At 66.4% G+C, this 25,640-nt stretch carries 22 protein-coding genes and 1 pseudogene; 13 read left to right on the top strand and 10 right to left on the bottom strand.

The window, feature by feature from the left end:
* Positions 1–7 precede the first annotated feature (7 nt).
* A complete protein-coding gene (gene paaE / locus EKK97_RS00420) occupies positions 8–1,087 on the top strand; it encodes a 1,2-phenylacetyl-CoA epoxidase subunit PaaE (protein ID WP_159547900.1) in 1,080 nt (359 codons plus the stop codon).
* 83 nt (positions 1,088–1,170) lie between these two features.
* Positions 1,171–3,212: pseudogene (paaZ, locus tag EKK97_RS00415) on the top strand (phenylacetic acid degradation bifunctional protein PaaZ).
* A gap of 47 nt (positions 3,213–3,259) precedes the next feature.
* On the opposite strand, the gene EKK97_RS00410 reads toward paaZ, so the two are convergent.
* From EKK97_RS00410 to EKK97_RS00395, 4 genes are all read right to left on the bottom strand, one after another.
* Positions 3,260–3,610 (bottom strand): hypothetical protein, encoded by a 351-nt coding sequence (locus EKK97_RS00410; protein WP_159547898.1) that lies wholly within the window; start codon positions 3,608–3,610, stop codon positions 3,260–3,262.
* Between the two features lie 223 nt (positions 3,611–3,833).
* A complete protein-coding gene (locus EKK97_RS00405) occupies positions 3,834–5,129 on the bottom strand; it encodes a TRAP transporter large permease (protein WP_159547896.1) in 1,296 nt (431 codons plus the stop codon).
* Positions 5,122–5,676 (bottom strand): TRAP transporter small permease, encoded by a 555-nt coding sequence (locus tag EKK97_RS00400; protein ID WP_159547894.1) that lies wholly within the window; start codon positions 5,674–5,676, stop codon positions 5,122–5,124. The genes EKK97_RS00405 and EKK97_RS00400 overlap by 8 nt, the downstream gene beginning before the upstream one ends.
* 23 nt (positions 5,677–5,699) lie before the next feature.
* The gene (locus EKK97_RS00395) at positions 5,700–6,758 is read right to left on the bottom strand and encodes a TRAP transporter substrate-binding protein (protein ID WP_159547892.1); all 1,059 of its coding nucleotides are present in this window, start codon (positions 6,756–6,758) and stop codon (positions 5,700–5,702) included.
* A gap of 579 nt (positions 6,759–7,337) precedes the next feature.
* Here EKK97_RS00395 and EKK97_RS00390 point away from each other — a divergent pair.
* From EKK97_RS00390 to EKK97_RS00355, 8 genes are all read left to right on the top strand, one after another.
* On the top strand, positions 7,338–8,003 hold the full coding sequence (locus tag EKK97_RS00390; protein WP_159547890.1) for a hypothetical protein: 666 nt from the start codon (positions 7,338–7,340) through the stop codon (positions 8,001–8,003).
* Positions 8,000–8,440 carry a hypothetical protein gene (locus EKK97_RS00385; protein ID WP_201297161.1) on the top strand — a complete coding sequence of 147 codons (441 nt, stop codon included), beginning with the start codon at positions 8,000–8,002 and terminating at the stop codon, positions 8,438–8,440. The genes EKK97_RS00390 and EKK97_RS00385 overlap by 4 nt, the downstream gene beginning before the upstream one ends.
* Positions 8,350–8,898 (top strand): hypothetical protein, encoded by a 549-nt coding sequence (locus EKK97_RS00380; protein WP_340162959.1) that lies wholly within the window; start codon positions 8,350–8,352, stop codon positions 8,896–8,898. The genes EKK97_RS00385 and EKK97_RS00380 overlap by 91 nt, the downstream gene beginning before the upstream one ends.
* 20 nt (positions 8,899–8,918) lie before the next feature.
* Positions 8,919–10,346: a quinohemoprotein amine dehydrogenase maturation protein gene (gene peaB, locus EKK97_RS00375; RefSeq protein ID WP_159547884.1), complete on the top strand. Its 1,428-nt coding sequence runs from the start codon at positions 8,919–8,921 to the stop codon at positions 10,344–10,346.
* Positions 10,343–10,651 carry a quinohemoprotein amine dehydrogenase subunit gamma gene (gene qhpC / locus EKK97_RS00370; RefSeq protein WP_340162910.1) on the top strand — a complete coding sequence of 103 codons (309 nt, stop codon included), beginning with the start codon at positions 10,343–10,345 and terminating at the stop codon, positions 10,649–10,651. Before peaB ends, qhpC begins: the two co-directional genes overlap by 4 nt.
* Before the next feature lie 209 nt (positions 10,652–10,860).
* Positions 10,861–11,793, top strand: coding sequence for a quinohemoprotein amine dehydrogenase subunit beta (gene peaD, locus EKK97_RS00365; protein WP_201296976.1), 933 nt, complete (start codon positions 10,861–10,863; stop codon positions 11,791–11,793).
* Between the two features lie 84 nt (positions 11,794–11,877).
* Positions 11,878–13,578, top strand: a complete 1,701-nt coding sequence (locus EKK97_RS00360) for an ATP-binding cassette domain-containing protein (RefSeq protein ID WP_159547882.1) — start codon at positions 11,878–11,880, stop codon at positions 13,576–13,578.
* The gene (locus EKK97_RS00355; protein WP_159547880.1) at positions 13,569–14,222 is read left to right on the top strand and encodes a S8/S53 family peptidase; all 654 of its coding nucleotides are present in this window, start codon (positions 13,569–13,571) and stop codon (positions 14,220–14,222) included. The genes EKK97_RS00360 and EKK97_RS00355 overlap by 10 nt, the downstream gene beginning before the upstream one ends.
* On the opposite strand, the gene qhpG is transcribed toward EKK97_RS00355, so the two are convergent.
* The 3 genes from qhpG to EKK97_RS00340 are packed head-to-tail and all read right to left on the bottom strand — an operon-like array spanning position 14,185 to position 18,402.
* The gene (gene qhpG, locus EKK97_RS00350) at positions 14,185–15,555 is read right to left on the bottom strand and encodes a flavin-dependent monooxygenase QhpG (protein ID WP_159547878.1); all 1,371 of its coding nucleotides are present in this window, start codon (positions 15,553–15,555) and stop codon (positions 14,185–14,187) included. The two genes, EKK97_RS00355 and qhpG, sit on opposite strands and share 38 nt — an antisense overlap.
* Entirely contained in the window at positions 15,555–16,868 is a 1,314-nt protein-coding gene (locus tag EKK97_RS00345) for a hypothetical protein (protein WP_201296975.1), read from the bottom strand. Before EKK97_RS00345 ends, qhpG begins: the two co-directional genes overlap by 1 nt.
* Before the next feature lie 49 nt (positions 16,869–16,917).
* Entirely contained in the window at positions 16,918–18,402 is a 1,485-nt protein-coding gene (locus EKK97_RS00340; RefSeq protein ID WP_159547876.1) for an aldehyde dehydrogenase family protein, read from the bottom strand.
* Between the two features lie 242 nt (positions 18,403–18,644).
* On the opposite strand from EKK97_RS00340, the gene EKK97_RS00335 reads away from it, so the two are divergent.
* Together EKK97_RS00335 and EKK97_RS00330 are read left to right on the top strand one after the other, a co-directional pair.
* Complete coding sequence (locus tag EKK97_RS00335; RefSeq protein ID WP_159547874.1) at positions 18,645–20,510, top strand: sigma-54-dependent Fis family transcriptional regulator; 1,866 nt, start codon at positions 18,645–18,647, stop codon at positions 20,508–20,510.
* Complete coding sequence (locus EKK97_RS00330; RefSeq protein ID WP_201296974.1) at positions 20,474–20,569, top strand: helix-turn-helix domain-containing protein; 96 nt, start codon at positions 20,474–20,476, stop codon at positions 20,567–20,569. The genes EKK97_RS00335 and EKK97_RS00330 overlap by 37 nt, the downstream gene beginning before the upstream one ends.
* Before the next feature lie 23 nt (positions 20,570–20,592).
* Here EKK97_RS00330 and EKK97_RS25230 read toward each other — a convergent pair whose 3' ends face one another.
* Positions 20,593–22,281, bottom strand: a complete 1,689-nt coding sequence (locus EKK97_RS25230; RefSeq protein WP_159547873.1) for a methyl-accepting chemotaxis protein — start codon at positions 22,279–22,281, stop codon at positions 20,593–20,595.
* A 262-nt stretch (positions 22,282–22,543) separates the two neighbouring features.
* Here EKK97_RS25230 and chrA point away from each other — a divergent pair, with 262 nt between their 5' ends.
* Complete coding sequence (gene chrA / locus EKK97_RS00320; RefSeq protein ID WP_159547872.1) at positions 22,544–23,908, top strand: chromate efflux transporter; 1,365 nt, start codon at positions 22,544–22,546, stop codon at positions 23,906–23,908.
* A 16-nt stretch (positions 23,909–23,924) separates the two neighbouring features.
* On the opposite strand, the gene EKK97_RS00315 is transcribed toward chrA, so the two are convergent.
* Both EKK97_RS00315 and EKK97_RS00310 read right to left on the bottom strand, forming a co-directional pair.
* Complete coding sequence (locus EKK97_RS00315) at positions 23,925–24,350, bottom strand: hypothetical protein (protein ID WP_159547871.1); 426 nt, start codon at positions 24,348–24,350, stop codon at positions 23,925–23,927.
* A gap of 170 nt (positions 24,351–24,520) precedes the next feature.
* Complete coding sequence (locus EKK97_RS00310) at positions 24,521–25,576, bottom strand: TRAP transporter substrate-binding protein (RefSeq protein WP_159555635.1); 1,056 nt, start codon at positions 25,574–25,576, stop codon at positions 24,521–24,523.
* Positions 25,577–25,640 lie beyond the last annotated feature (64 nt).

The raw sequence follows: 25,640 nt of genomic DNA, 5'->3' as shown, positions 1-25,640 counted from the left end.
AACGATCATGAACAAGTTCTACCCTCTCACCATTCGCGAAGTCCGACCCGAGACCCGGGAGGCCGTGTCCCTGTGCTTCGACCTCTCGGAAGAGCTGCGGGAGACTTTCCGCTACCGCCAGGGCCAGCATCTGGTGCTGCGCACCCATCTCGATGGCGAAGAAGTGCGTCGCTCGTACTCCATCTGTACCGGCGTGAACGATCGCGAGCTACGCATCGCCGTGAAAAAGGTTCCCGGCGGCCGCTTCTCGACCCATGCCCACGAACACCTGAGGCCCGGCCAGACACTGGACGTGATGCCGCCCCAGGGCCAGTTCTATGTGGATCTGGATCCGCAGCGGGAGGGCAACTATCTGGCGGTGGCGGCGGGCAGCGGCATCACGCCGATCCTGTCCATCGTCAAGACCACCCTGGAGACCGAGCCGAAAAGCCAGGTCACCTTGCTCTACGGCAATCGCTCCACCGCCAGCACCATGTTTCGGGAGAGCCTGGAAGATCTGAAGAACCGCTTCATGGGCCGCTTCAATCTGGTGTTCGTGTTCAGCCGCGAAGAGCAGGACATCGACCTCTACAACGGCCGCATCGACGCCGACAAGTGCGACGCCCTGTTCGATCACTGGCTGAACGCACAAACGCTCACCGCCGCGTTCGTCTGCGGCCCGCAGGTCATGACCGAAACCGTGCGTGACTCGCTCCAGCGCCACGGTCTCGACAAGGCCAGAATTCACTACGAACTGTTCACGCCGGCTGACGGTGGCAAGCCTCCCCGCCAGGAGCGGACGGAAACCACCGTGGATCCGCAGGCGGTCAGCCAGGTGACCGTCCGTGCCGATGGCCGCGCCCTCACCTTCGACCTGACGCGCAACACCCGCAGCATCCTCGATGCCGGCAACGACATGGGCGCCGACCTGCCCTTCTCCTGCAAGGCAGGGGTCTGCTCCACCTGCAAGGCCAAGGTGCTGGAAGGGGAAGTGGAGATGGACGCCAACTATGCCCTGGAAGACTACGAGGTCGAGGCGGGTTACGTGCTGTCCTGTCAGTGCTACCCGGTCAGTGACAAGGTCGTGCTGGATTACGACGAAGTCTGATGCCTGCTCACCCTGTTCCCAGTGCCGGCCTCAGCGCCGGCTTCGCTCATCGTGACCACAACAGCGCTTCGGGAGAACCCTCAATGCCTGTCCTCAAGAGTTACATTGCCGGCCAATGGTTCGGTAGTACCGCGGCCAAGGCCCTGCCAAGTGCCATCAACGGCGACACCATCGCCCACACCCATGAAGAAACCATCGACTTCGCGCAGGTCGTCGACTACGGCCGCCATACCGGCGTGAAAAACCTGCTGGCTCTCGATTTCCAGCAGCGCGCGGCCATTCTCAAGGCGCTGGCCGTTTACCTTCAGGAGCGCAAGGAAGCGCTGTATGAAATTTCCCATCACACCGGCTGCACCCGGGCAGACTCCTGGATCGACATCGAGGGCGGCTTCGGCACCCTGTTTGCCTACGCCTCCATCGGCCGCAAGGGTTGCCTTCCGGCAACGTGGCCCACGAAGGCCCCGCCACCCAGTTGGGCAAGGACAACCACTTCAACGGCACCCATATCTTGGTGCCTCGCCGCGGCGTGTGCGTGCACATCAATGCCTTCAATTTCCCGATCTGGGGAATGCTGGAAAAATTCGCCCCCGCCTTCCTGGCAGGCATGCCCTGCATCGTGAAGCCGGCTACCGCCACCAGCTATCTGGCGGAAGCGGCGGTTCGCATCATCGACGAGTCCGGCCTGCTGCCGGAGGGCGCGCTGCAGCTGATCATCGGCGGCACCGGCGACCTGCTGGATCGCCTGGAAGAGCAGGACTTCGTCACCTTCACCGGCTCCGCCGCCACTGCCTTGAAGCTGAAGCGCCACCCCAACCTCCTGGCGCGGAGCATTCCGTTCAATGCCGAGGCCGATTCCCTCAACAGCGCCATCCTGGCCCCGGACGTCACGCCGGAAGACGAGGAGTTCGGCATCTTCGCCAAGGAAGTAGCCAAAGAGATGACCGCCAAGGCAGGTCAGAAGTGTACGGCCATCCGCCGGGTGCTGGTACCCGCCGAACACCTGGATGCGCTGGCGGAGAGGATCAAGGAGCGCCTGGGCAAGATCGCCTTCGGCGACCCGAAGGAAGAGGGCGTGCGCATGGGCGCGCTGTCCTCACAGGACCAGCTGCGGGATGTCACCGACGCCATCGGACGCCTGCTGGAAACGAGCGAATGCGTGTTCGGCAAGAACGATGGCCTCGAGCCCGTAGGCAAGGGCGTGGAAAACGGCGCCTTCATCGCCCCGCATCTGCTGATCAACTACCGCCCGCTGCAGGACGGCGGCGCCCACGACATCGAAGCCTTCGGCCCGGTCGCCACGCTGATGCCCTACCACGGCATCGACGAAGCCCTGGCCATTGCCGCCAAGGGCAAGGGCAGCCTCGTCACCACCCTCACCACCAAGGACCCGGCCATCGCCGCGGAGATGATCCCGGTGCTGGCCGCCCAGCACGGCCGCCTGCAGATCCTCGACGCGGAAGCCGCCAAGGAGTCTACCGGCCACGGCTCCCCCCTGCCCATGCTCAAGCACGGTGGCCCGGGTCGTGCCGGCGGCGGCGAAGAGTTGGGGGGAATCCGGGCCGTACATCACTACCTGCAGCGCACCGCCATCCAGGGTTCGCCGACCATGGTGGCCGCCGTTACCCGTGAATACGTTCGTGGCGCCAAGGTCATCGAGAATGACGTCCATCCCTTCCGGCGCTATTTCGATGACCTGCAGGTGGGCGAATCCCTGCTGACCCACCGTCGCACCGTCACCGAGGCCGACATCGTCAACTTCGGCTGCCTCTCCGGCGACCACTTCTACATGCACTTCGACGACATCGCCGCGCGCAAGACCCAGTTCGGTCAGCGTATCGCCCACGGCTACTTCGTGCTGTCGGCAGCTGCCGGCCTGTTCGTCTATCCGGGCGAGGGACCCGTGCTGGCCAACTACGGCCTGGACACCCTGCGCTTCATCACGCCGGTCGCTCCGGGCGACACCATTCGCGCCCGACTGACCTGCAAGCGCAAGATCGACCAGGGCCGAACCTCACCGGAAGGACATCCCCAGGGCGTGGTGATGTGGGACGTTGCCGTGACCAACCAGAAGGACGAGCTGGTGGCCAGCTACGACATCCTGACACTGGTAGCGAAGCGGCAGTAAGGCAGTGACAGTATGAGTTAGTCACGATGGATAGGGGCTCCAGTCCCCTATCCGTCCTGGCCACCATGGCTGATGAAGGCCTCGGAGTTGGGACAAAAGCCGCAGCACGCCTCTCCATCGGCACGAGCGCGCATCGCCTGCCAGCAGCGGCCGACCGCCTCGCAACGGTTGCAGCTCGCCTTCAGCTCAGCCAGCGCTTGCTCCCCTATGGTTGCCGGGTTCACCGCGAAGGTCGCCATCATCGCCGGCATCAGCACCTCGGAGGCGCGAAAGTCCGGCATACGACCGTCATCGAGGCTGCGCGCCACGGCCCGCTCCAACGGCGGGCTCAGCGGCTGCTCCAGGTCGCGGACCAATGCCTCGAGCGCCTCAGGAGCATGATAGCGAAGCTCACGCACCACACGCTCCCCTGAATATAGTCAGACAGTCTTTCCATTTTTTTCCTCCCCTTTCGTATCGCCTATCCCATGCTTTCAGCATAGTGAAAAAGAAAAAGCCCCGTTTGACCGGAGTCAAAACAGGGCAACATTGGATACGTCTATTTAACATAGCGACAAATTGGCGTGTCGCATTAGGGAGACAAGGAAAACGGGAAGCGGCGCGAGACCGACCTGACTTCTCTCAATAGAGCAGTTGCGGCAGGAACAGCACGATACCCGGGAACACCAGCACCAGCAACGCGCGCGCCATCCCCGCCACCCAGAACGGCGTCACCCCGCGGAAGATCGTCCCCGTGCTCACGTCCGGCAGCACCGCCCGCAGCACGAACACGTTCATTCCCACCGGCGGCGTGATCAGACTGATCTCGATCACGATCACCACCAGGATGCCGAACCACACCAGGTCGAAGCCAAGCCCCGCCACCACCGGGAAGAACACCGGCACGGTGAGCAGCAGCATCGACATGCTCTCGAACACGCAGCCGAGCAGTACGTAGATGGCCAGTATCACCAGGATCACCAGGAACGGCGCAATGTCGAGTCCGTTGACGAACGCCAGCAGGTCGCTGGGCAGCCCCGCGCGGTTGATGAAGTTGGCAAAGATCAGTGCGGTGAGTACCACGGCGAACAGCATGGCGGTGGTACGCACGGTGTCCATCAGCACGTTCATCAGCACCTGGGGGGTCAGCGCCCGGCGCCACAGGGCGATGAGGAAGGCGCCCATGGCGCCGATGCCCGCCGCCTCGGTGGGGGTGAACACGCCGAGGTAGATGCCGCCGATCACCAGCACGAACAGCGCCAGGGTGCTGCCGACGCTCTTGAGCGCCGTCAGGCGTTCGGGCCACTCGACCTTCTCGCCGGCGGGGCCGGCCGCGGGGTCGCGCCACAGCACCCACTTGACCGCCACCAGGTACATGACGATGCCCAGGATGCCGGGAATGAAGCCGGCGGCGAACAGTTCGCGGATGCTGGTCTCGGTGAGGATGCCGTAGATCACCAGCATCACGCTGGGCGGGATGAGGATACCCAGCGTGCCGCCGGCGGCGATGGACGCCGAGGCGAGGGTGTCCTTGTAGCCGTACTTGCGCATCTGCGGCATGGCCACCCGGCCCATGGTGGCGGCGGTGGCCAGGCTCGAGCCGCAGATGGCGCTGAAGCCGCCGCAGGCGACGATGGTGGCCATGGCCTGGCCGCCCTTGCGGTGGCCGAGAAAACCGTTGGAGGCGCGGAACAGGGCATCCGACAGCCCGGCGTGCGACACCAGGTTGCCCATCAGGATGAACAGCGGGATCACCGACAGGCCGTAGTCCATGGCGGTGTCCACCACCCGCCGCGCGGCCATGGCCTCGGCGGCGTTCCAGTTGCCGGTGAGGTAGTAGAAGCCGGCGAAGCCGACGATGCCCATGGCAAACGCCAGCGGCACGCGCAAAAATGCCAGCAGCAGCAGGGCGGCGAAGCCGTAGAGTGCTTCAGTCATTGTCGCCTCCCTTGCCTTTCTCGGGACTGAGCGGGCCGCCGCGCTCGAGTACGCCCACGCCTTCGAGCAGGTAGCACAGCGCCCGCAGCAGGGTCAGCACGGCCGAGGCGGCGAGCATGATCGCCATCAGGTAGATGAGATAGCCGTTGGGGATGCGCAGGAACTCGGTGACGTCGCCCCACTGCATGGCGCGCTCGCCCAGGGCCCACACCCGCCGCGCCATGACCCACAGCGCGCCGCTGACGATCAGGTTGACCAGCACCTGGCGAACCCAGATCAGGCGCGCGGGAAACACGCTGTCGAGCAGGTCGACGCTGACGTGCTCCTCGCGCCAGCACACCACCGGCAGCGACAGGAACACCAGCGCCGCCAGCATCAGCTGGGTCAGCTCGACGGTACCGAGGATCGGCGAATTGAAGAAGTAGCGTCCGGTCACGTCCGCCGTGGTCAGCAGCATCATGGCGAAGAGGGTGGCGCCGGCCACCCCCTCCAGCGTCAGCTGCATGACACGGCCGACCCGCAGCCAGTATGTCGACGTGGTCGGCATGGTCGTATCCTGCAGGGTTTGGATCAAAGCAACTCCTGCGGGACCAGCGAGGCCACGCTCTCCTCCTCGGCTGCCGCAGCCAACTGCTCATGGAAGTACGCGATGGCAGCCATGCCGTCGACGCCACGGCTTTCGGTGACTGACTCCGCCCACTCTTCGATCAAGGCATCGCTGATGCCGCGCAGGGTCTCGAGGTCGCTGCCATTGAGTTCGGTGAAGGTATGGCCGCGCTCCTCGGCGAAGGCCACGCCGCGCACGTCCACGGTATCCATCATGTAGCCGAACAGGCGCGACAGCCGCTCACCGGAAACAGCCTCGATCGCCTCACGATCCTCGGGCGAGATCTCATCCCAGATCATGGGATTGACCACAATGGTGAAGCTGCCGCGGTAAAAGCCGCCATCCACCTTGAGGGTATAGGGAAAGACTTCCGCAACGCGGAAGCTGCGCAGCCCTTCCGGCACCAGCATGGCACCGTCGATGACACCTTGTGAGCCCGCCTCGTACACGCTGGTGGGCGGCAGGGCCACACCGGTCAGTTCGAGAGCGTTGGAGAGATCCCCCATCACCCCGCCACCAACACGAATGCGCTTGGCCGTCAGGTCATCGAGGGTGGCGTATTCTTCACGACTGAAGATCCAGCCCGGACCGTGCACGCCGGCGGCCACCACCTCGACGCCACGATGCTCGCCCGCCTGTGCCAGATACTCCTGATGAGTCCGCCAGTAGGCGGCAGACGCGTTCTCGGAGGAGAAGTCCTCGAAGGTGGGAAATTCGGGCAGCTTGGTCAGCTCGAAACGGCCGGTGTTGTAGCCATGAAAGACCCAAGTGGCATCGGCGACTCCATCGGCGACGATTTCCATCTGCGACGCCGGCGGGCCCATGTCGTGAACGACGTCGAGGGTCACGCGGCCTTCGGTCGCCTCCTCGATCCACGCCTTCCAGGTGGGCCAGACGATGGTATTGATACCGTGATTCGGGCCTGCCCAGGTACTCACGGTAATGGTTGTCTGAGCCTGAGCGGAGACACCCAGGGTTGCGGCAATCAAAGCGCCGATCAGCAAGCTAGCGGTCTTGCGCATGCTCCTTCCCTCCTTTCGCCACGGGGCGGCAGTTCTTGACGTTATGAGTCATGGGCCGGGAGCCCATATTATGATACAGCAAATCAAAAGAAATCTTATTTTTTGAAACATCAATGCGTACGATGCTACCTCAAGACGCCGAGTGCAACGGCTTTCACCGCCAACCGCATCAGACATAGGTCGAATAGTAACAACGCCTGACACAATCAACGCAATTAGGAGGAAAACGCACAGGGAGAGCATTGGGCGAAAGGGGCGCCGCCGAATAGAGACACGGGATTCATACCTTACCCAATCAGACGGGTATCAAATACAATCAAGGCGTGCCGGGATACGCAAAGTGTTCCAAGTCAAAACGCCACTGTCGCAGCTTGAGTCACCCATGACGGCCGATGCCTAGCCAAGGGTAAGCAACGGCCTGGAGAAATATCCCAAACCCATTGAAAAAAATAGCCTTCTGGAGAACGGGCGCAGTGCGTGCTAGGTGAGCTGCACCGGCGTTACAACACCTCGGCCTTGGTACCGTCGCAGCGGCTGCAGATGTGCACCAAGACAACAACAACGCGAGGAGAACTCCCCGTGATAAAACATGCTCTCTCGACAGGACTCTGTGGCCTGGCCCTGCTGTTGCCGGCCTTGGCCCAGGCCTCCCCAGGCGGCGAAGCCATCGATCGTTACTGCACCGCCTGTCACCAGTCCCAGAACGGCCCGCAGAGCTGGAGCCGCATCAGCCAGCAGCGCAAGACCCCGGAAGGCTGGGACATGACGGTGGCACGCATGCAGATCATGCATGGCCTGGAGCTGCCCGCCGACGCACGCCGCGACATCATCAAGTATCTGGCCGACGCCCAGGGGCTTGCTCCCGAGGAGAGCGCTCCCCAGCGCGAGCTGATCGAGCGCCGTCTCAACCGCATCGAATCCTTCGATCACCCCAGCTACCAGGAGATGTGCGCCCGCTGCCATACCGGCGGCCGCGCCCAGCTGCAGCAGCGACCACTGGAGGAGTGGGAGCATCTGGTGCATTTCCACGTAGGCCAGTTCCAGACCATCGAGTATCAGGCCATGGCCCGCGACCGGGACTGGTTCGACATCGCCTTGAACGAGATCGCTCCCTGGCTGGCCGAGACCCAAGGCCTCGAGAGCGAGGCCTGGAGTGCCTGGCAGCAGGCCGACGCGCCCACCCCGAGGGCGACTGGCAGCTGTGGGGCCACTGGCCCGGTGAGGGCGACTTCTATGCCGACGTGAACATCACCACGGGCGAGGGCGAGGACGCTTATACCCTGACCCTGGCCGGCGCCTTCACCAACGGGCGCCCCTTGACCGGCGAGGGCCGGGCCATCGTCTACACCGGCTACGAGTGGCGCGCCAACCTCGAACTCAACGGCCGCGGCTTCCAGCAGGTGCTGGATCTCTCCGGTGAGCGACCCAGCGGGCGCATCTTCGACGACCGTGACGAGGCGTTCGGCATGCAGGTGGAGATGATGCCGGTCGCGGCCGCCGCACCCGGTCTCGTGGCCAGCCAGCCGGCCTCGCTGAAGGCCGGCGAGCGCAGTCGTCTGGTGCTGCTGGGACAAGGGCTGAACGAAGGGGGATCGAGCTGGGCGAGGGCGTCAGCGTACGCGACGTCATCGAGCGCAGCGACCACCGCCTGGTGCTGGACGTGGTGGCGGATGCCGACCTGACGCCCGGCTGGCTGAGCGTGCGCGTCGGCGACCGGAGCCACGACCGCCTGCTGGCCGGCTACCGCAGCGTGGACCGCCTCGAGGTGAGCCCAGCGCTCGGCGTGGCGCGGGTGGGCAATGACAAGACCCCACCGGTGAGCGGTGTCTTCACCGCCTTGGGCTACCTGGGAGAGGGCGAGGCGAGCATCCCCCTGGGCCAGGTGCCGGTGCGCTGGAGCGTGGCGCCCTGGGACGAGATCGCCGAGCGCGACGAGGACGTCAAGTTCGCCGGCGTGCTGGACGCGGCCAGCGGGATCTTCTCGCCGGCCGGCGCCGGCCCCAACCCGCTGCGCCAGTACAACGCCAACAGCGTGGGCAACCTGCGCGTCACCGCCAGCGTGGTGGGCCAGGAGGAGGTGCAGGACGAGGCCCAACTGATCGTCACCGTGCAGCGCTGGAACAATCCGCCGCTTCGCTAACACCGGACCAGGAGATCACCATGGGAATCTTGCAAGCGATCCCGCAGAACCTGCATCGGGTGGAGGTGGAAGGCCAGCCGCTGTGGTTCCACGTGCCCACCACCAGCCTGTTCGCCCCGGACCCTCTCAGCGAGACGCTGCTGGCCCTGGCCAGCCGCCAGGAGGGGTTGGATCCGCACGCCTTGCCGGGCCAGTTGGTCCAGGAGGTGAGCCTCGCCGACCTGCAGGCACGCCTGGAGCAGCTCAAGACGCTGAAGCTGGTCACCGACGGCGTCGTCCAGGCCTACAATCCCAGCGTCCGGGTGGAGCAGTTCCCGCTCTCCACCGTGGTGCTCAACGTCAACACCGGCTGCAACCTGAGCTGCAGCTACTGCTACAAGGAAGACCTGGACAACCCCCGCGATGGCAAGAAGATGGACCTGGCCACCGCCCAGGCGGCCATCGAGATGATGCTGCGCGAAGCCCCGCAGCGGGAGCGCTACAACGTCGTCTTCTTCGGCGGCGAGCCGCTCAGCAATATGCCACTGATCCGCGCGGTGGTGGCCTGGGCCGAGCAGCGCATCCACGGGCTCGGCAAGGCGGTGGACTTCACCCTGACCACCAACGCCACCCTGCTCAGCGAGGAGAAGATCGCCTTCTTCGATGCCCACCGCTTCGGCCTGACGGTAAGCATGGACGGCCCCAAGGCAATCCATGACAAGAACCGCATCGCCGTCAACGGCCAGGGCACCTACGACCTGGTGGCCCGGCGCATCGCGCCGCTGCTGGCCAACTATCGCTCGCGACCGGTGGGCGCCCGGGTCACCCTGACCCACGGCACCACCGACGTGATCGGCATCCACCACCACCTGGTCAATGAGCTGGGCTTCGCCGAGGCGGGCTTCGCCCCGGTCACCTCGGGTGACATGGCCGCCTACAACCTGACGGGCGAAGAGCTGCGTGTCGTCTTCGACGGCATGCTCGAACTCGGCAAGCGTGCGGTCGAGGCCGCCATCGAGGGTCGCGACATTGGCTTCGGCAACTTCAACCAGCTGCTCACCGACATCTGGGAGGGGCGCAGCAAGGCCGTGCCCTGCGGTGCCGGGCTCGGGCTGGTGGCGGTGGACCATGGCGGTGACGTGCACCTCTGCCACCGCTTCACCGGTTCCGAACTGCCGACCTTCGGCAGCGTCCGCGAGGGGCTCGATCACGCCGGCCTCAAGCAGTTCATCGAGGCCAGGAGCGATCGCAGCGAGCGCGGCTGCAGCAATTGCCGCATCCGCAACCTCTGCTCCGGCGGCTGCTACCACGAGAGCTACGCCCGCTTCGGCGATCCCATGACGCCGACCTACCACTATTGCGACTTGATGCGCGAGTGGGTCGACTTCGGCATCGGCGCCTACGCCCGCATTCTGCGTCACAACCCCGACTTTCTCGACGGCCCCCTGGCCGGGAGGCAAACCGCATGACACACAACAACAAAGGCTTCAGCGAGCTGGGGCTCACCCCTCTCAACCGCAAGGCCCGGGAGATGGAGCGGGCCGCCACCCCCGAGGCACTGGAGGAGGTTCAGGCCATGCAGACCATCGCCGGCTGCACCTCGAGCTTCGACCCCGGCTGGGAGGTGGATCCCTTCGGCGGCGTAGCCTCGCTGTGCCAGCCCATGGAGGCGGACCTCTACGGCTGCGCCGACCCCTGCTGGTGGCCCGCCCAGGTACCCGACACCATGAACACCTACCCCACTGGGGGATGGAGCCGACCGCGCCGAGGATGACTGGCGCAAGCTCGACAGCGTCTACCCGGGAGGCGACAAGTGATGACAAGCTCCGTGATGAAGCGACTCCACCTGCCCCTGGCGGGCCTGCTGGCCCTCGCCGTTCAGCCCTTGATGGTGGCGGCTGCCGAAGCCGAAGAGGCGCGCGAGTACCTGGTGACCATGGCCCGCCCCAACCAGCTGCATGTGATCGACCCGAGGCCCGGGAGGTGGTGCGCAGCTGCGACGTGGCGGGCGCCTTCGGCTCCGGCACCCTGCAGCTCTCCCCCGACGAGCGTATCGCCTATGTGCTGCACAACCGCTGGGAGGACGTGGTGGGCATCGACCTCACCAACTGCGAGGAGGTGTTCCGCGCCCGTCAGTCCGAGGGCGACGTGCGCGCCAAGGCGCTCGCCTCGCTGGCGGTGAGCCCCGACGGCAGCCGTCTCTACACGGTGCAGGACCGGGTACGCCTGCAACGCGACCGCTACGAGGTGCTGGAGCCGCAGCTGGCGGTGTATGACACCTCGGCGGGCCTCGATGCCAAGCCCCTGGCCACCTTCCCCGCTCCGCGCCAGGTCACCACCATGGGTGCCGCCGCGGATGGCTATCTCTACCTCGCCGGAGCCGATATCTACCGGGTCGACCCAGAGAACGGCGACACCGAGGTGGCCATCGCCAACCGCAACTGGGATCGCCCCGGCTTCAGCCCACCCGACTCCCTGGCGATGTGGTCCATCGGCGAGGTCACGGACGAGTTCGTGCGCCCTTACACGGTAGCGGAGCATCCCGGCGAGGAGAACGAGGCCTGGCACTGGGGCATCAGCCGGATCGATCTGACCACCGGCGAGACCGAAAACAAGGAGATCGCGCCCTTCGAGTTCATCATCTTCTCGATGGTCTCCGACCCCCGCGAGCGTGACGTCTTCTACGGCGTCTACACCCAGCTCAGCAAGCTGGACGCCAGAACGCGGGAGATCGTACGGGTGATCGACCTCGACCACACCTACTATGTCATCAATACGTCCTACGACGGCTCGCGCATCTACGTGGGCGGCGCCTCCAGCGATATCGCCATCTACGATGACGACTTCAACGACCTGGGACGGATTCGCCTGCCCGGCGACATGAGCACTGCCACGTTGAAGGTGGCGCGCTTCTAGGCGCAGCACCTTTAGCCTTGTGGCGTAGCCCTCTTGGCCGGCGCTTGCGAAAGCGACCGGCCCCTCTGTGCTGGAGAACTGTCGATGCGCGAGTCCGAACCCACCCGGGAGACAGGAGCGCTGCCCTGGAACTGGCTCTACCGCCCGCTCAAGGCGCGGCGTGTGGCGCTCGCCCGACTGCTGGCGCTGAGCCTGGTGGCGACCCTGCTGGCACTGCTGCCGCCGCTACTCACGCAGCGGCTGATCGACCGCGGACTGATGCAGGGCGACTTCTCCACGGTGCTCGCCTATGTCGGCGCCCTGGTGGCGGTGGGACTCGCCGCGCTGGGCCTGCAGGGGCTGACTCGCCTGCAGCATGTGGCGCTCTCCGCCCGGCTGCTGCTGGCGCTGCGCCGCTCGCTGTTACGTCACCTGCTGCGTCTGGCCCCCGCCCGCTGGCAGGCCCGGGGGCGGGGCGACCTGATGAGCCGCCTCGACGGCGACCTGTCGATTCTCCAGGGCTTCGCCCTGGACGGCCTGCTCAGCGGCCTCTCCAACCTGCTCGGGCTGGTGGGCGCCCTGGCCATGATCGGCTTTTACAGCCCCATGCTGATGGTGTTGGTGGCGCTGCTGGTGCCGCTTCAGTGGCTGTGGCTGCGCGCCTGGCGCCCGGCGCTGACCTGCCGTCAGCGGGCCCTGCGCGAACAGAGCGGCGAGATCTCCGGCTTCTGGCAGGACACCCTGGCCCTTGGCCCCTGGTTCCAGGGCCAAGCGCTGGAGGCCTCGCGGCTCAACCGCCTCCAGGGACTCGGCCACGAGCAGCTACGCCGCCTGCTGGCGGTGCGCTGGGTGGGTTTCCTCAGCGACACGGGCCCCCAGCTGATCCTCTCCCTGGCCCGGGCCGGCCTGCTCCTGCTGGGCGGCTATCTGGTGATCCAGGGGCGCCTGCAGCTCGGCGAGCTGGTAGCCCTACTGGCCTATCTTGGCATGGTGATGGCGCCCATCGGCGGTCTGCTTGGCCTCTACGGCGGCTGGCAGCGGGCCCAGGTCAGTGCGGCTCGCCTCGCCGAGCTGTTCGCCGAGCCGGCCATGAACGATCCCTACCGGGGCGAACATCCCTCAGGCCCCGGCGAGCTTCGCCTCGAAGGGGTACGCTTCCGCCATGCGGGACAGGCCGATGGGCTGCTGGATGGTGTCGATCTCACGCTTGCGCCGGGCCGCAAGGTGCTCATTGAAGGCCCCTCGGGCGCCGGCAAGAGCAGCCTGATCCGCCTGCTGCTCGGACTGGAAACGCCAGCATCGGGCGAGATCCGTGTCGACGGCGTGCCTCTGGACGCGCTATCCCGCCACCACTGGTTGAAGCAGGTGGCCTGGGTGGAACAGCACCCCAGTCTGCTGCGCGGCAGCCTGGCGGAAACCCTGCGCGCCCTCGCTCCCGAGGCCAGCGATGCCGAGCTGGTCGAGGCACTGTTGCAGGTGGGTCTTGGCGACTGGCTAGCCGCCCTGCCGCGTGGCCTCGCAACCGAACTCGGCGACCTGGGCGGCACGGTGTCCGGCGGCCAGCGCGCACGCCTGGCCCTGGCCCGGGCACTGCTCAAGAAGCCCCGCCTGGTGCTGCTGGATGAACCCACCGCGGCCCTGGATGCCGAGGCTGCCCGAGCCTTCGATGCCCGGCTCGACGAACTGCTGGGCAATACCACCCGGCTAATCATCAGCCATCAGGGGAGCCATTTCAGCAATCTCGATGCCCGCTATCGCCTCCAGGACGGCAGGCTGATCGCCAGGGAGGCGACCGCATGTCCCTGAGGCCACGCCCCCTCTCCCTCGGCCTGATCGACAGCGGCACCGGGCCGGACACCGCCGCCACGGGCTGGCTCGCCCGCTGCCATGCCCCCGGCGGCTGCGAAGATCGCCTGGGCCATGGTCGGGCCATCCTCGCCACCCTGGGCCACTATCTGCCGCTCCAGCGGCTGGAAATCGCCCTCTACAAACTGTTCGAGGAGCGCCTGACCTGTGACGCCGACAGCCTGGCGACGGCTCTCGAATGGCAGGCCGAACGGCCGCCGGCCTGGCTGCTGTGTAGCCTGGGCCTGCCGCGTGCCGATGCGCGGCTACGCGCGGCGGTGGAACGCCTGCAGGCCGCCGGCACCCGTATCGTCGCTGCCAGCCCACGCTTCGGCGCGCCAGCCTATCCCGCGGCCTGGCCCAGCGTGGTCGCGGTCAGCGGCGCGGCGGGACAGCTACCGGGGCCGCCAAGGCAGGGGCCTGACGGACGCTGGTACGCCTGCGTCTGGGCTGCCGAAGAGACGCGGCCGGAAGGCACCGCCTGGCAACCCTGGATGTCGGGACCGCCTCCGCTCGGCACCCCCCGCCCCTGGGCGGAGCCAGCTTCGCCGCGGCCCATGCCCTGGGCTACTGGCTGGCGGAATCGGCCGGCGAATCGGTGGTAGCGGTATCGACAGCAGGAGCTGGCAGCGCTGGCCAGTCTGGGTGATCCTGCCACCACTGCCACAGCGCCGCGGCCGCAGCCCCGGAAGCGTTCAGCAGTGTCTTTGCCTCGCCGAGATCGCCGGCCTGCATGGCCCTGACCAGAGGCGCCAGCAGCACACCCGCCACCGCCTGTATACCCAGGGGCTGGTCGGGGGTCACCACCAGTTCCCGCTCGGCCAGCCGGGTACCGACGATGGCCAGCCCCCGCTTGACCCGTACCCGGGCCCAGGGCTCCGGCGGGTGCAACGGCTGGTGATCGGGCCAGTGGCAGCGCGCCGCCCAATAGGGTGCCGGGTCGGCGCTCGTCGACACCTGACAGGCGGCCTGGCGGTAGAAGTCGCGCCCGGCGCGGGCGAAACGCCAGTATTGGGCGTCCTGGCGACGCTGGTGGAAGCGCTGCAGCGGTGCCATCGCCTCGCCGGCCAGCAGGCCGTCGAGCACCGGCAGCAAGCCATGGGCCGAGGAGAGCGCATTGAAGATGCCTTGGCCGGAAAGGGGGTCGATGGCCATGGAGGCATCTCCCAGGCGCCAGATCCGCCCCTCCCTCACGCCGGCACGCCCCAGCGTGCTGGGGCGGCGATAATGGTGGTGAACGGGCGAGCCGCCCCACAGCTCAGCCAGGGCCGGCTGGGCTGCCAGCCAGGCGTCGGGGTCGCGGCAGGCATGGCGCAGCGTCGCCTCCGGCAGCGCCAATTGCAGATACTGCTGGCCATGCAGGCGCGACCACCAGGCCCAGCCACCGTCGGGCAGCGATAGCGCAGCACTGGCCGGTGTCGCCTCCGCGGCCTCGCCGCGCAGGATCCAGGCCGGGCTCGACCAGGTAGCGGCGTCACGGTAATGACGCCGCGACGCCGCTCGGCCACGGGCTTCCACCCCCCAGGCGGCGCTCAGCACCTGTCCGTCCGCCAGGCTGCATCGTACTTTCCGATCGACGCTTTCGAGGCCGATCACTCGGGCCTCGATCACCGGAACGCCGGCTGCGCGCAGATCCTCGAGCAGGGCCGCGTCGAAAGCGGGCCGGGGCAGCAGCCACTCGGCGTTGGGCGCCCGCGCCTCGCCAGCCCAGGTGACCCGGCGCGGCAAGGGTCCCACCGCGCAGGCGGCGGCCCGAGACAACCCCAGGCCCTGCAGGGCCTGGAGGCTACGCCGGGAAATGCCCTCGATGGCACGATAGTCGCGACAGCGGCTCACCAGGGTGATCCGACGACCGGCGCGATGCAGCAGCATCGCCAGGGCGGCTCCGGCGGGGCCGCCTCCAGCGATCAGTACCTCGCCGGCCGCATCGTCGCTCATCAGAAGAACACCCCCACCAGCAGTTGGGCATAGAAGGACGTATCGTCATCGCCGAGCTGTGTGCCACCTTGCGCCGCACTCCTGTCAGGAGCGTACCAGCCCAGCAACGGCGAGACATAGAGCCATTCGGTAGGCAGCCACTCGACGTACAGGTTGACCTCGCGGCCCCCCATGTCGGGCTGATCGACCCGGTCGCGGCTCGAGAAGTCGTAGGCCAGAAGCCCCAGGTTCAGGCTCTCATTGATCGAACCCTCCAGGCCCAGCCGCCACACTTCGGCGTTGCTGTTGAAGGGGCCAGCATAGTTGGCCGCCACTTCGCCCTGGAACCAGGTGCCGTAACCACGTGTCGCGCCGAAGAAGAGCGGATCCCACGCTTCGGAGAAGCGGCTGTAGCGCAACGACAGGGTGGGTTGACCGGGCAGCCCGCTGAAGGTCCAGGCCGGCTCCAGGTACCAGGCGTTTTCGCGGCTGTCCTTGCGCTGGTGGGCTAACTCGCCGCGCAGGCTGAAGGCCTCGTCCAGCAGAGACTGCTCAAACCGCAGGCTGTAGACGTCCATGCCATCGCGCTGGGCCAGGAACTCATCGGCCTCGGCCTCGTCGACTCCCAGCCCCCGCAGGTAGGTGGCCTCCACCAGGCCGCTGCCGTGGTCGTGGGAGAGGGTCAGCGCGGCCATCTCGGTGCTGGCCTGGGCCGGATTGTCCGACTCGAACCAGGCCACCTGACCTTGCCAGCCCTCGCGGCCCAGTGCCACCACCGCCGTACGGTCGAAGGCCTGGCGCCCGGCCAGATAGTAGGCACCGCCACGGTCCAGCTCCTCACCCAGGGCGTCTCCCAGGCTAGTGGCATCACCGGCTACCAGGAAGCCGTCGCCCAGGGTGATCGGCTGGCGTCCGGCGGAGACGTCCAGGCGCCAGGGTGAGCCCGGATCACCCAGCGACTCATTACGGTAACCGAGAAAGGCGTCCTCCAGTTCCAGCTCGCGCTCGTTACCGGAAGTGAAGCCGGCGGCGTCACCGTCACCCCAGGTGGCAGTACCCACGGTGCTGACCCGGCCATAGAGTCCGCTTTCCTTGGGGTTGAGCTCGGCGCCCAGGGTCAGCACGCCCTCCTGCCAGCGGTAGCGGCGCGTCTCGGCGGCCCCGGTGGCATAACCCCGGTCGCTGTGGAAGGCGCCCAGCAGCGCCTGAATGTCGATATCCACCGTGGAGTGGCCCAGGTCGGCCATCTCGTAGCCCTGGGCGGGCAGCGTGGCGGCCAGCAGCACACCGCCCAGCGCCCCGCACAGACGTGGCAAGGTGTTGTTCTTGTTCATCCTGTTGTTCCCCTTGAATGAAGGGCCCCTGAGCAGGGACCCGGTTGCCTCACACGATCATGACGACAGATTTTTGTTCGGTGTAATGCTCGATCAACGAATCGCTGAGCTCGCGACCGATGCCCGACTGCTTGAAACCGCCGAAAGGCATGCAGGCATCCAGCAGGTTGTGGCCATTGATCCAGACGCTGCCGGCCTCGATCTCCGGCACCAGGCGATTGACCGCCGAGAGGTCATTGGACCAGATGCTGGCGGCCAGACCGTAGGGCGAGTCGTTGGCCAGGGTCACCAGCTCGTCCAGCTCGCCGAAGGTCTGCACCACCACCACCGGGCCGAAGATCTCTTCCTGCACGCAGCGGCTGCCCTGGGCCAGGCCGGTGATCACCGTGGGCTCGACGAAGTAGCCGATGTCGCGCCCCGTACCGCCCCCGGTGACGATGGTGCCGCCGTCGCTACGCGCCTGGTCGATGTAGGCGAGTACCCGGCTCTGCTGCTTGGCGGAGACCAGCGGTCCCAAGGTTGCCGTAGGCTCCCAGCCCGGCGCCAGGATCAATCCCCGGGCCTGTTCGGCAAGCCTGGCGACGAAGGCGTCGTGGATCGATTCATGCACATAGATTCGCGAGCCGGCGGTACACACTTGCCCCTGGTTGAAGAAGATCGCCTGGGCAGCGCCGGCCGCAGCAGCCTCGACATCGGCATCGGCCAGCACCATCACCGGCGACTTGCCGCCCAGTTCCAGGGTGGTGCGGGTCAGGTTCTCCATGGCGGCATGGCCGATCTGCTTGCCTACCGGAGTGGAGCCGGTGAAGGCCACCTTGGCAATGCCGGGATGCGCCGCCAGCGCCGCCCCGGCGGTATGCCCCAGGCCGGTGACTACGTTGAGGGTGCCAGCGGGGAAGCCCACTTGCTCGACGAGTTCCGCCAGCAGCAGCGCGGTGAGAGGGGTGTCCTCGGCGGGCTTGAGCACGATGCTGCAGCCGGCGGCCAGCGCCGGAGCCACTTTCCAGGCCGCCATCAGCAGCGGGAAATTCCACGGGATGATCGCGCCCACCACACCGATGGGCTCGCGGCGGGTATAGGCGACGATCTGCTTGTCGTCAGACACGAAGGGCATCGAGGGCGTCATGCTGCGCCCCTCGATCTTGGTGGCCCAGCCGGCGGTGTAGCGGATGAAATCGATGGCCAGGTTCACGTCCATATGCCGCGAAAAGGTCACCGGCTTGCCGTTGTCCAGGGTCTCAAGCAGGGCGAAATCGTCGGCTCGCGCCTCCAGGGCGTCGGCGAGATCCAGCAGCAGCTTCTCACGCCTTGCCGGTCGCGACTTGCGCCAGTGGCGAAACGCCTCCCGGGCAGCGGCAACCGCCGCGTCGATATCCGCGGCATCGCCCGCCGCCACCCGGCTAATCACCTCCGCGGTGGCGGGATTGTAGACGTCCAGGGTCCGGCCGCTGGCGGCGGGTAGCCACTCCCCTCCAATGAAGTGGGCGTGGCTCTTGTCCAGCCAGGATTGAATGGTGGCAGAGAGCGGCGTCATGGTTGTACTCCTATGGGGCTGATTTATGATTGTCGGAAGGCCGTGTCAGGCGTCGCATGGCCCAATGACTCCTTTCAGCAAGCCTTAGCAAGCCCCGTGCCAGCTAGGGCAGGACACTACAAACACAATATTATCAGCGAGTTGACGACCCCCACGGATTGCACGGCAGCGCTGACGCGTCGCCGGACACGACGGCTGTCGCATCCTGGGACAGTTCGCCGACCTCGCTGGGAGAGGGCCCCATGACCATTCGAGCCGCCCTGAGAACCCCCGACGTGATCCGCCAGGCCCGCGAGCACCTCAGCCGCGGCCAGCTACCGGTGGATCTGCTCGATGCCAGCATCGGACGCTCCTGGCAACGCTGTCTGGAACACGGCCTCCTCCCCGGCACGCGGCTTGAGCTGCCGCGCCTCGACAGCGGCGAGCTGCGCCTGCAGCGCGAAGCGCATCGTCGCCTGATCGAGCTGGCCGATCCCCTGGTCAGCCGGGCCGTCGAGGATCTACGCGGCTGCCAGCTGCTGCTCGCCACGCCGGATGCCACCGTACTCAAGAGCTACGGCCGGGATTTCGTCATCGATCAGCGCCTGCGCATCGGGGCGGGCATCAATCTGGACGAACGCCGGTTCGGCACCAACGCTCCCGCCCTGGCGCTCATCGAGGAAGCGCCGGTGCTGGTCAAGTCCTGCGAGCACCTGCTGTTCCCCGACAACCCGGTCTCCTGCGTCGCGGCACCGCTGTTCGATCTCGACGGCAGCTGCCTGGGCTTGATCGACCTCACGTTCGAGGCCAACCATCCGCGGCCCGAGATCTTCCTGCGCCGGGTTCAGCAGCTCACCGGCGCGCTCGGGCAGCGCCTGTTCATGCACTACTACCAGCAGCGCTGGGTGCTGCAGGTGCACGCTTCGCTGGCCGAGCTGGACGGGGTGAGCTGCGGCCTGGTGGCAATCAGCGACACGGGGTTCATCCTGGCCGTGGATTCGCAGGCCGGCCGCTGGCTGGGACAAGCCGCCGCCTCCTTGACAGGGCAGCCCGTCGAGGCGCTCTTCGGCAGCCCCTGGCCGGCACTCCAACGCCAGTGCGAGCGGCAGTCGGCGCTGCTGGGCCTGGAGCTGACCGGCGGTCGTCTGTTCGGGCGCCTCAACCCTCCCGAGCAGTGGCAACCTGCCGAGGTCGTTCCCGTCGCCTCACCGCCGCCTGCGGCACCACGCCTAGGCCGTCAGTTGGACGACTTGGTAGCAGACTGGCCACCGCCCTTGGCCCGCGAGGCACGACGCGCCGCGCGAGCCCTGGCCTCGGGACTACCGGTACTGCTGCAAGGCGATACCGGCACCGGCAAGGAGCAACTGGCCAGAGCGCTGCATGCCAGCCTGGGCGAGCAGCGACCTTTCGTGGCGCTCAACTGCGCGGCGCTACCGGAGAGCCTGATCGAGGCGGAACTGTTCGGCTATGGGGAAGGCGCCTTCACCGGCGCCCGCAAGGGTGGCTACGGCGGGCGCCTGGTGCAGGCCAATGGCGGCACCCTGCTGCTCGACGAGATCGGCGACATGCCGCTGGCACTGCAGGCCCGGTTGCTGCGCGTGCTGCAGGAGCGTGTAGTAACGCCACTGGGCGATCATCGTGAGGTGCCGATCGACTGCGAGGTGATCGCTGCCAGCCACCGCGACCTGGAGGAGCGGGTGGCCACCGGCGACTTTCGTGAGGATCTTTTCTATCGTCTGGCGGCAGTGGTCGTGGAGCTTCCCGCCCTGAACGAGCAAGACGGCCTCGCCGCTCGGATCCGGGAGCGCTGGGAGGCGCTGTGCCGCGCTCATGGCCGTGACCTGACCCTGGACGACGCGCTGGTCGAGCGCCTCGCCGGCTATCCCTGGCCCGGCAACTGGCGGGAGCTGGAACACTGCCTGGAAGCAGCGCTGGTGGGCGCCGAGCCGGAGCGCCGGGAAGTGGGCCTGGAAGCGCTCTCGCCGCGCTGGCAGCGCAAGCTAAGCGCAGGAGCAACCGCCACCGACAGACCGCCGGCCATGTCGGTGACTACCGACTCCCCCAGGAGCTGCGCGAGCTGGAGCGCCTGCATATGCTGCGCACGCTCGACGCCCACGGCGGCAATATGACCGCCGCCGCCCGGGCACTGGGCATCAGCCGCTCGACGCTCTATCGGCGGCTGGGGTAGGCCTCGCTCCAGACGGCCGCGCTTCAGAACGCCTCCCACTCGGCCTCGCCTGCGCTGCGCTTCGACGTTTCCGAGCGCAGCGAAGCAGTCGGCAGCGTTGTCTTGGTCAGCGTCTTGAGAGCAGAGGCAGCACCACCCAGCGGCTGCCGCTGCGCGTCCCAACTGCCAGCGAGCCGGAAGACCGCCACAGCCTGCTCCAGCCGATTGGCCTGCTCCTCGAGGGAGGCCGCCGCCGCTGACGCTTCCTGCACCAGGGCCGCGTTCTGCTGGGTTACCTGATCCATCTGGCCGACCGCCGTGGTGACCTGCTCGATGCCGTCGCTCTGCTCCTGCGATGCCGCCGAGATTTCGTCCATGATGTCGGTTACGCGGCGCACGGCGGACACGACTTCCTGCATGGTCGCCCCCGCCTTCTCCACCAGGGCGGAGCCCGCCTGCACCTGCTCCACCGAACTCTCGATCAAGGCCTTGATCTCCCGGGCCGCGTCGGCACTGCGGCTGGCCAGATGACGCACCTCTCCCGCCACCACGGCGAAGCCGCGACCCTGCTCGCCCGCTCGGGCAGCCTCGACGGATGCATTGAGTGCCAGGATGTTGGTCTGGAAGGCGATCGAGTCGATCACGCCGGTGATATCCGCAATCTTGCTGGAGCTCCCTGCGATACCATGCATGGTTTCGACCACGCGGTTCACCACTTCGCCGCCGCGCTCGGCGGTGGACGAAGCATCCCGCGCCAGGCCACTCGCCTGTCGGGAGTTGTCGGCGTTCTGTTTCACGGTCGCAGTCAGCTCCTCCATGCTCGAAGCGGTCTGTTCCAGTGCGGCCGCCTGCTGCTCGGTCCGGGTGGAAAGGTCCGTATTCCCGGCCGCGATCTCGCGCGTGCCGAGATGGATGGAAGCGCTGCTCTCGCGCACCTCGGTGATGACGCTGGATAACTGCTCCACCATGCGCTTCATGGCGAACAGCACGCTGTGGCTGTCGCCGGGACGTGTCGTTATTTTCAGGCTCAGGTTCTGATTGGCGACATGATTGGCAATCTCGGCCACGTAAGCCGGCTCGGCGCCAAGGCTTCGACTGATGCCGGAAATGATGTACCAAGCCAGGAAAACACCCAGGATGAACGCACCCGACATGGTGGCAATGAAGACGACCTGCATGGAGGCATAGAGCGCGTTACCGCTATTGTATTCCGCCTCGGCGACATCGAGCTGGACCCGCATCAGGTCGCCGAACGCATCGGTTACCGGATCGATCGTCTGGTAGAGTTCGTCGACGATGAAGGCCCTGAGAGCAGTGGCATCCTCTTGCTGCAGGATTTGCTGAAAGCGAGCCACGGCGTCATCGGCCGTTTCCAGGAGAGGCCGCATTTCCGCAACGATTCTACGTTCCTCCTCGACCAGATAGGTGTCGAGGTAGGCGGCCCAGACGTCTGCAATGTCCTGGCGGGCATTCGCCACATTGCGCCGCCCTTCGTCCCAAGTGATGTTCCCGTTGGCCACCTTGTGCGAAGCATCGACAATGTTGACCGCATACTCATCGGCTATCTGCGAGAGCTGACGTAGCGGAATTACCCGGTCTTCATAGACTGACTTCAGGCTACCCAGTGTCGTGCTCTTGCCGTGAAGTCCGAAAACCCCAATGCCGACCATGGCAGCCAATAAGATGCCAACGAGTATCGTCAATTGAAGCGAGATCCCAATCTTCTTGAACATATGACCCCACCCTCCATACCAGCGCCATAGACCTTATTGGGAGATGCATACTTTCCCGCAGCACTGCGCGAGCGACAGCGCATGCCCGCCGTGTTTTTTCACTGTAATCCTCCCTCCAGGACTCAGCGGACTTCGGATCAACGCTACCTTTCAAAACGCTCAACGCAGGCCCGAATAGAGCCGGTGAGTCCATGAAAGTGACGTGGCCGAGCAGTGTAGAATAGGCTTACTTTCGTTCCGCCCCAGACTGACAGGAGACAGCATGCCACCGCCCCTGCCACACGACGTTCCCTTCCGCGAGGCCTTTCGCGTCTGGCTGCGCATCGCCCTGCTCAGCTTCGGCGGCCCGGCCGGGCAGATCGCGGTGATGCATCGCATCCTGGTCGAGGAGAAACGCTGGATCGGCGAGCATCGCTTCCTGCACGCGCTCAACTACTGCATGCTGCTGCCGGGGCCTGAGGCGCAGCAGTTGGCGATCTATATCGGCTGGCTGATGCATCGCACCAAGGGCGGGCTGCTGGCCGGCACGCTGTTCGTGCTGCCCGGTTTCATTGCCATTCTGGCGCTCAGCTACCTGTATGCCGCGCTGGGCAACGTGGGCATGGTGGAAGGGCTGTTCTTCGGGTTGAAAGCGGCGGTGCTGGCCATCGTCATCAATGCGGTGGTGCGCATCGGCAAGCGCGCCCTGCGCAACAATGTGATGCTGGGCATTGCCGCAGCCGCATTCGTGGCGATCTTCTTTCTCGATATCGCCTTTCCGCTGATCATCCTGGGTGCGGCGCTGATCGGTTTCGTCGGCGGCAAGGCCGGCTCCCCCCTGTTTCGTGTCGGCGGCGGGCATGGGCCGGAGGGTGCGAGCGGCCTGGCCGACGGCGACTCCCTGCTGGGCGCCGAGCTGCCCGCCCATGCGCGGCCCAATCGCGCCTGGTCGCTCAAGATATCGGCGATCTGCCTGACGCTGTGGCTGACGCCTGTGGCCCTGCTGCTGCTGGCGCTGGGACCGGACAACGTCTTCAGCCAGATCGCCACCTTCTTCAGCCGGATGGCGGTGGTGACCTTCGGCGGTGCCTACGCAGTGCTGAGCTACGTGGCCCAAGCCGCGGTGCAGAACTACGGCTGGCTGGCGCCGGGTGAGATGCTCGACGGCCTGGGCATGGCCGAGACCACCCCCGGCCCGCTGATCCAGGTGGTGCAGTTCGTCGGTTTCATGGGTGCCTTCCGCGAAGCCGCCCCCCTCGATCCGTGGCTGGCCGCCACCCTGGCGGCTATCCTCACCACCTGGGTCACCTTCGTGCCCTGCTTTCTGTGGATCTTCCTCGGCGCTCCCTACGTGGAGCGCCTGCGCGACAACGCCGCGCTGAGCGGCGCCATGACCGCAATCACCGCTGCCGTCGTGGGCGTCGTGCTCAACCTGGCGGTGTGGTTCGGCCTGCACGTGGTGTTCGCCGAGGTAGGCGAGTGGCGCGGCGCGGGGCTGCGCCTGCTGATACCCGACGTCGCCAGCCTGGATGTGGCCGCCCTGGTCCTCTCGGTGGCGGCCCTGCTGGCGATCTTCCGCTTCGGCGTGGGCATGCTCAAAGTGCTGGGGACCTGTGCCCTGGCCGGCGTGCTGTTGTCCCTGCTGTAAACCGCCGGTCGGTACGTCAGGCCGTCTCGGCCAGCCGCTCGAAGGCCGCGGCGTTGGGGCAGAAGGCGCGGCACTCGTCGACACCTGCATCGCGGCGCATGGCGCCCCAGCAGTGGCCGGCCACCGGGCAGGCGTTGCAGTTGCCGCGCAGGCTCGGGTAGCTGGCATGCCCGGCGACGCTGCCCGGCTCGAGGCCGAAGCGCTGCAGCATGGCCGGCATCAGGGTCTCGGCCGGGACGAAGGCACGAAAGCCGCCACGGTCGAGGTGGCGTGCCATCTCGCGTTCGAAGGCGGGCTCCAGCGGCGTCTCGAGGTCCCGCAGCATCTCGCTGTAGACGCCGGGCGATTCCGCCTCGATCTCGCGTACCAGCCGCCGGGTGGAGGCGCGATAGCTGCCTTCGCAGAGACGGTTCCACCATGTGTTCTTGGCTGCCTGGGACATGCTGATTCTCCCCTAGTGTGCGTTTGTCCCAGTATCGGCCCGCGAACGCCCGGCAACATTGACCGAGGTCAAAATAGTTTCATTTGAAACTTAAATCATGCCAGCCATGACGCAGCGAGCACGGCCAGGCCGTGCTCGCAAGCATAGAGAATATGAGGAAAAGGGCGCGGTTACGCTTCGGGATCGATTACCTCATCGGCGGAGAGTCCCTCCTCGCCCTGGGCAGCATCGAGCTGCTCGAAGAAGTAGGCATGGGCGGCCTCACCGTCGACGCCCTTGGCGCCGGCCGCTTCCTTCCAGGCATCCGGCAGCTCGGCCGCCATCTGCTGGAAGCGCTCGATCTCCCCGGCCGGCAGCTCGACGAAGGTATTGCCCTGCTGCTCGGCAAACTCGACGCCGCGTACGTCGACCACGTCCATCATGTAGCCGAACAGTCGCGACAGGCGCTCGCCGGAGACCTCTTCGATCGCTTCGCGGTCTTCATCTGAAAGCGAGGCCCAGGTATCCGGATTGATCACCAGCGAGAAGCTGCCGCGATAGAAGCCGCCCGGCATCTGTACCGTGTAGGGCAGCACCTCGGCCAGGCGGAAGCTCTTGAGGCCCTCGAGCGTGAGCATGGCCCCGTCGACTACGCCCTGGGTCGCCGCTTCGTAGGTGCTGGCCGGCGGCAGCGCCACGCCGGTGAGCGCCAGCGCATTGGAGATGTCCCCCATCACACCGCCGCCGATACGCACGCGCTTGCCGTTCAAATCGTCGAGGCTGTCGATCGATTCATTGAGGAACAGCGAGCCCGGTCCGTGCACGCCGACGCCGATCACCTCGACGCCGCGATGCTCGCCGGCCTCGGCGAAGTGCTCATTGTGGGTGCGCCAGTAGGCTACCGAGGCGGCTTCCGAGGAGAAATCCTCGAAGGTCGGCAACTCGGGCAGCTTGGTCAGCTCGAAGCGTCCCGGCATCAGGCCGTGGAACAGCCAGGTGACGTCGGCCACGCCGTCGGCGATCAGCTCCATCTGGGCGTTGGGCGGTCCCATGTCGTGGACCACGTTGACGGTCACGCGCCCCTCGGTGGCGTCTTCCACCCACTTGCCCCAGGTCGGCCAGACGATGGTGTTGACGCCGTGGTTGGGGCCGGCCCAGGTGCTCACCGTGAGTTCGGTGGCCGCGGCGCCCTGAAAGGCCCCCAGGGAGAGTGCGGTCAGCGCGGTCAGTGTCGCGAGCTTGTGCATTTTCATTGTCGTTCCTCGTGAGTCCCGATGGTCAGGGTTGCGTGCTTTTGTCATTTGCTTTTGT

The sequence above is a fragment of the Billgrantia tianxiuensis genome (assembly GCF_009834345.1).
GTDB classification, from domain to species: Bacteria; Pseudomonadota; Gammaproteobacteria; order Pseudomonadales; family Halomonadaceae; genus Halomonas; species Halomonas tianxiuensis.
The sequence above is the reverse complement of the archived record's forward strand: the minus strand, read 5'-3'. Positions and strand labels throughout refer to the sequence as shown.

Coding starts and splice junctions, on each gene's coding strand:
- paaE (WP_159547900.1), top strand. CDS start 8: ATGAACAAGTTCTACCCTCTCACCATTCGCGAAGTCCGACCCGAGACC.
- EKK97_RS00405 (WP_159547896.1), bottom strand. CDS start 5,129: ATGACTGAAGCACTCTACGGCTTCGCCGCCCTGCTGCTGCTGGCATTT.
- EKK97_RS00400 (WP_159547894.1), bottom strand. CDS start 5,676: ATGCCGACCACGTCGACATACTGGCTGCGGGTCGGCCGTGTCATGCAG.
- EKK97_RS00395 (WP_159547892.1), bottom strand. CDS start 6,758: ATGCGCAAGACCGCTAGCTTGCTGATCGGCGCTTTGATTGCCGCAACC.
- peaB (WP_159547884.1), top strand. CDS start 8,919: ATGGGAATCTTGCAAGCGATCCCGCAGAACCTGCATCGGGTGGAGGTG.
- qhpC (WP_340162910.1), top strand. CDS start 10,343: ATGACACACAACAACAAAGGCTTCAGCGAGCTGGGGCTCACCCCTCTC.
- EKK97_RS00360 (WP_159547882.1), top strand. CDS start 11,878: ATGCGCGAGTCCGAACCCACCCGGGAGACAGGAGCGCTGCCCTGGAAC.
- EKK97_RS00355 (WP_159547880.1), top strand. CDS start 13,569: ATGTCCCTGAGGCCACGCCCCCTCTCCCTCGGCCTGATCGACAGCGGC.
- qhpG (WP_159547878.1), bottom strand. CDS start 15,555: ATGAGCGACGATGCGGCCGGCGAGGTACTGATCGCTGGAGGCGGCCCC.
- EKK97_RS00345 (WP_201296975.1), bottom strand. CDS start 16,868: ATGAACAAGAACAACACCTTGCCACGTCTGTGCGGGGCGCTGGGCGGT.
- EKK97_RS00340 (WP_159547876.1), bottom strand. CDS start 18,402: ATGACGCCGCTCTCTGCCACCATTCAATCCTGGCTGGACAAGAGCCAC.
- EKK97_RS00335 (WP_159547874.1), top strand. CDS start 18,645: ATGACCATTCGAGCCGCCCTGAGAACCCCCGACGTGATCCGCCAGGCC.
- EKK97_RS00330 (WP_201296974.1), top strand. CDS start 20,474: ATGCTGCGCACGCTCGACGCCCACGGCGGCAATATGACCGCCGCCGCC.
- EKK97_RS25230 (WP_159547873.1), bottom strand. CDS start 22,281: ATGTTCAAGAAGATTGGGATCTCGCTTCAATTGACGATACTCGTTGGC.
- chrA (WP_159547872.1), top strand. CDS start 22,544: ATGCCACCGCCCCTGCCACACGACGTTCCCTTCCGCGAGGCCTTTCGC.
- EKK97_RS00315 (WP_159547871.1), bottom strand. CDS start 24,350: ATGTCCCAGGCAGCCAAGAACACATGGTGGAACCGTCTCTGCGAAGGC.
- EKK97_RS00310 (WP_159555635.1), bottom strand. CDS start 25,576: ATGCACAAGCTCGCGACACTGACCGCGCTGACCGCACTCTCCCTGGGG.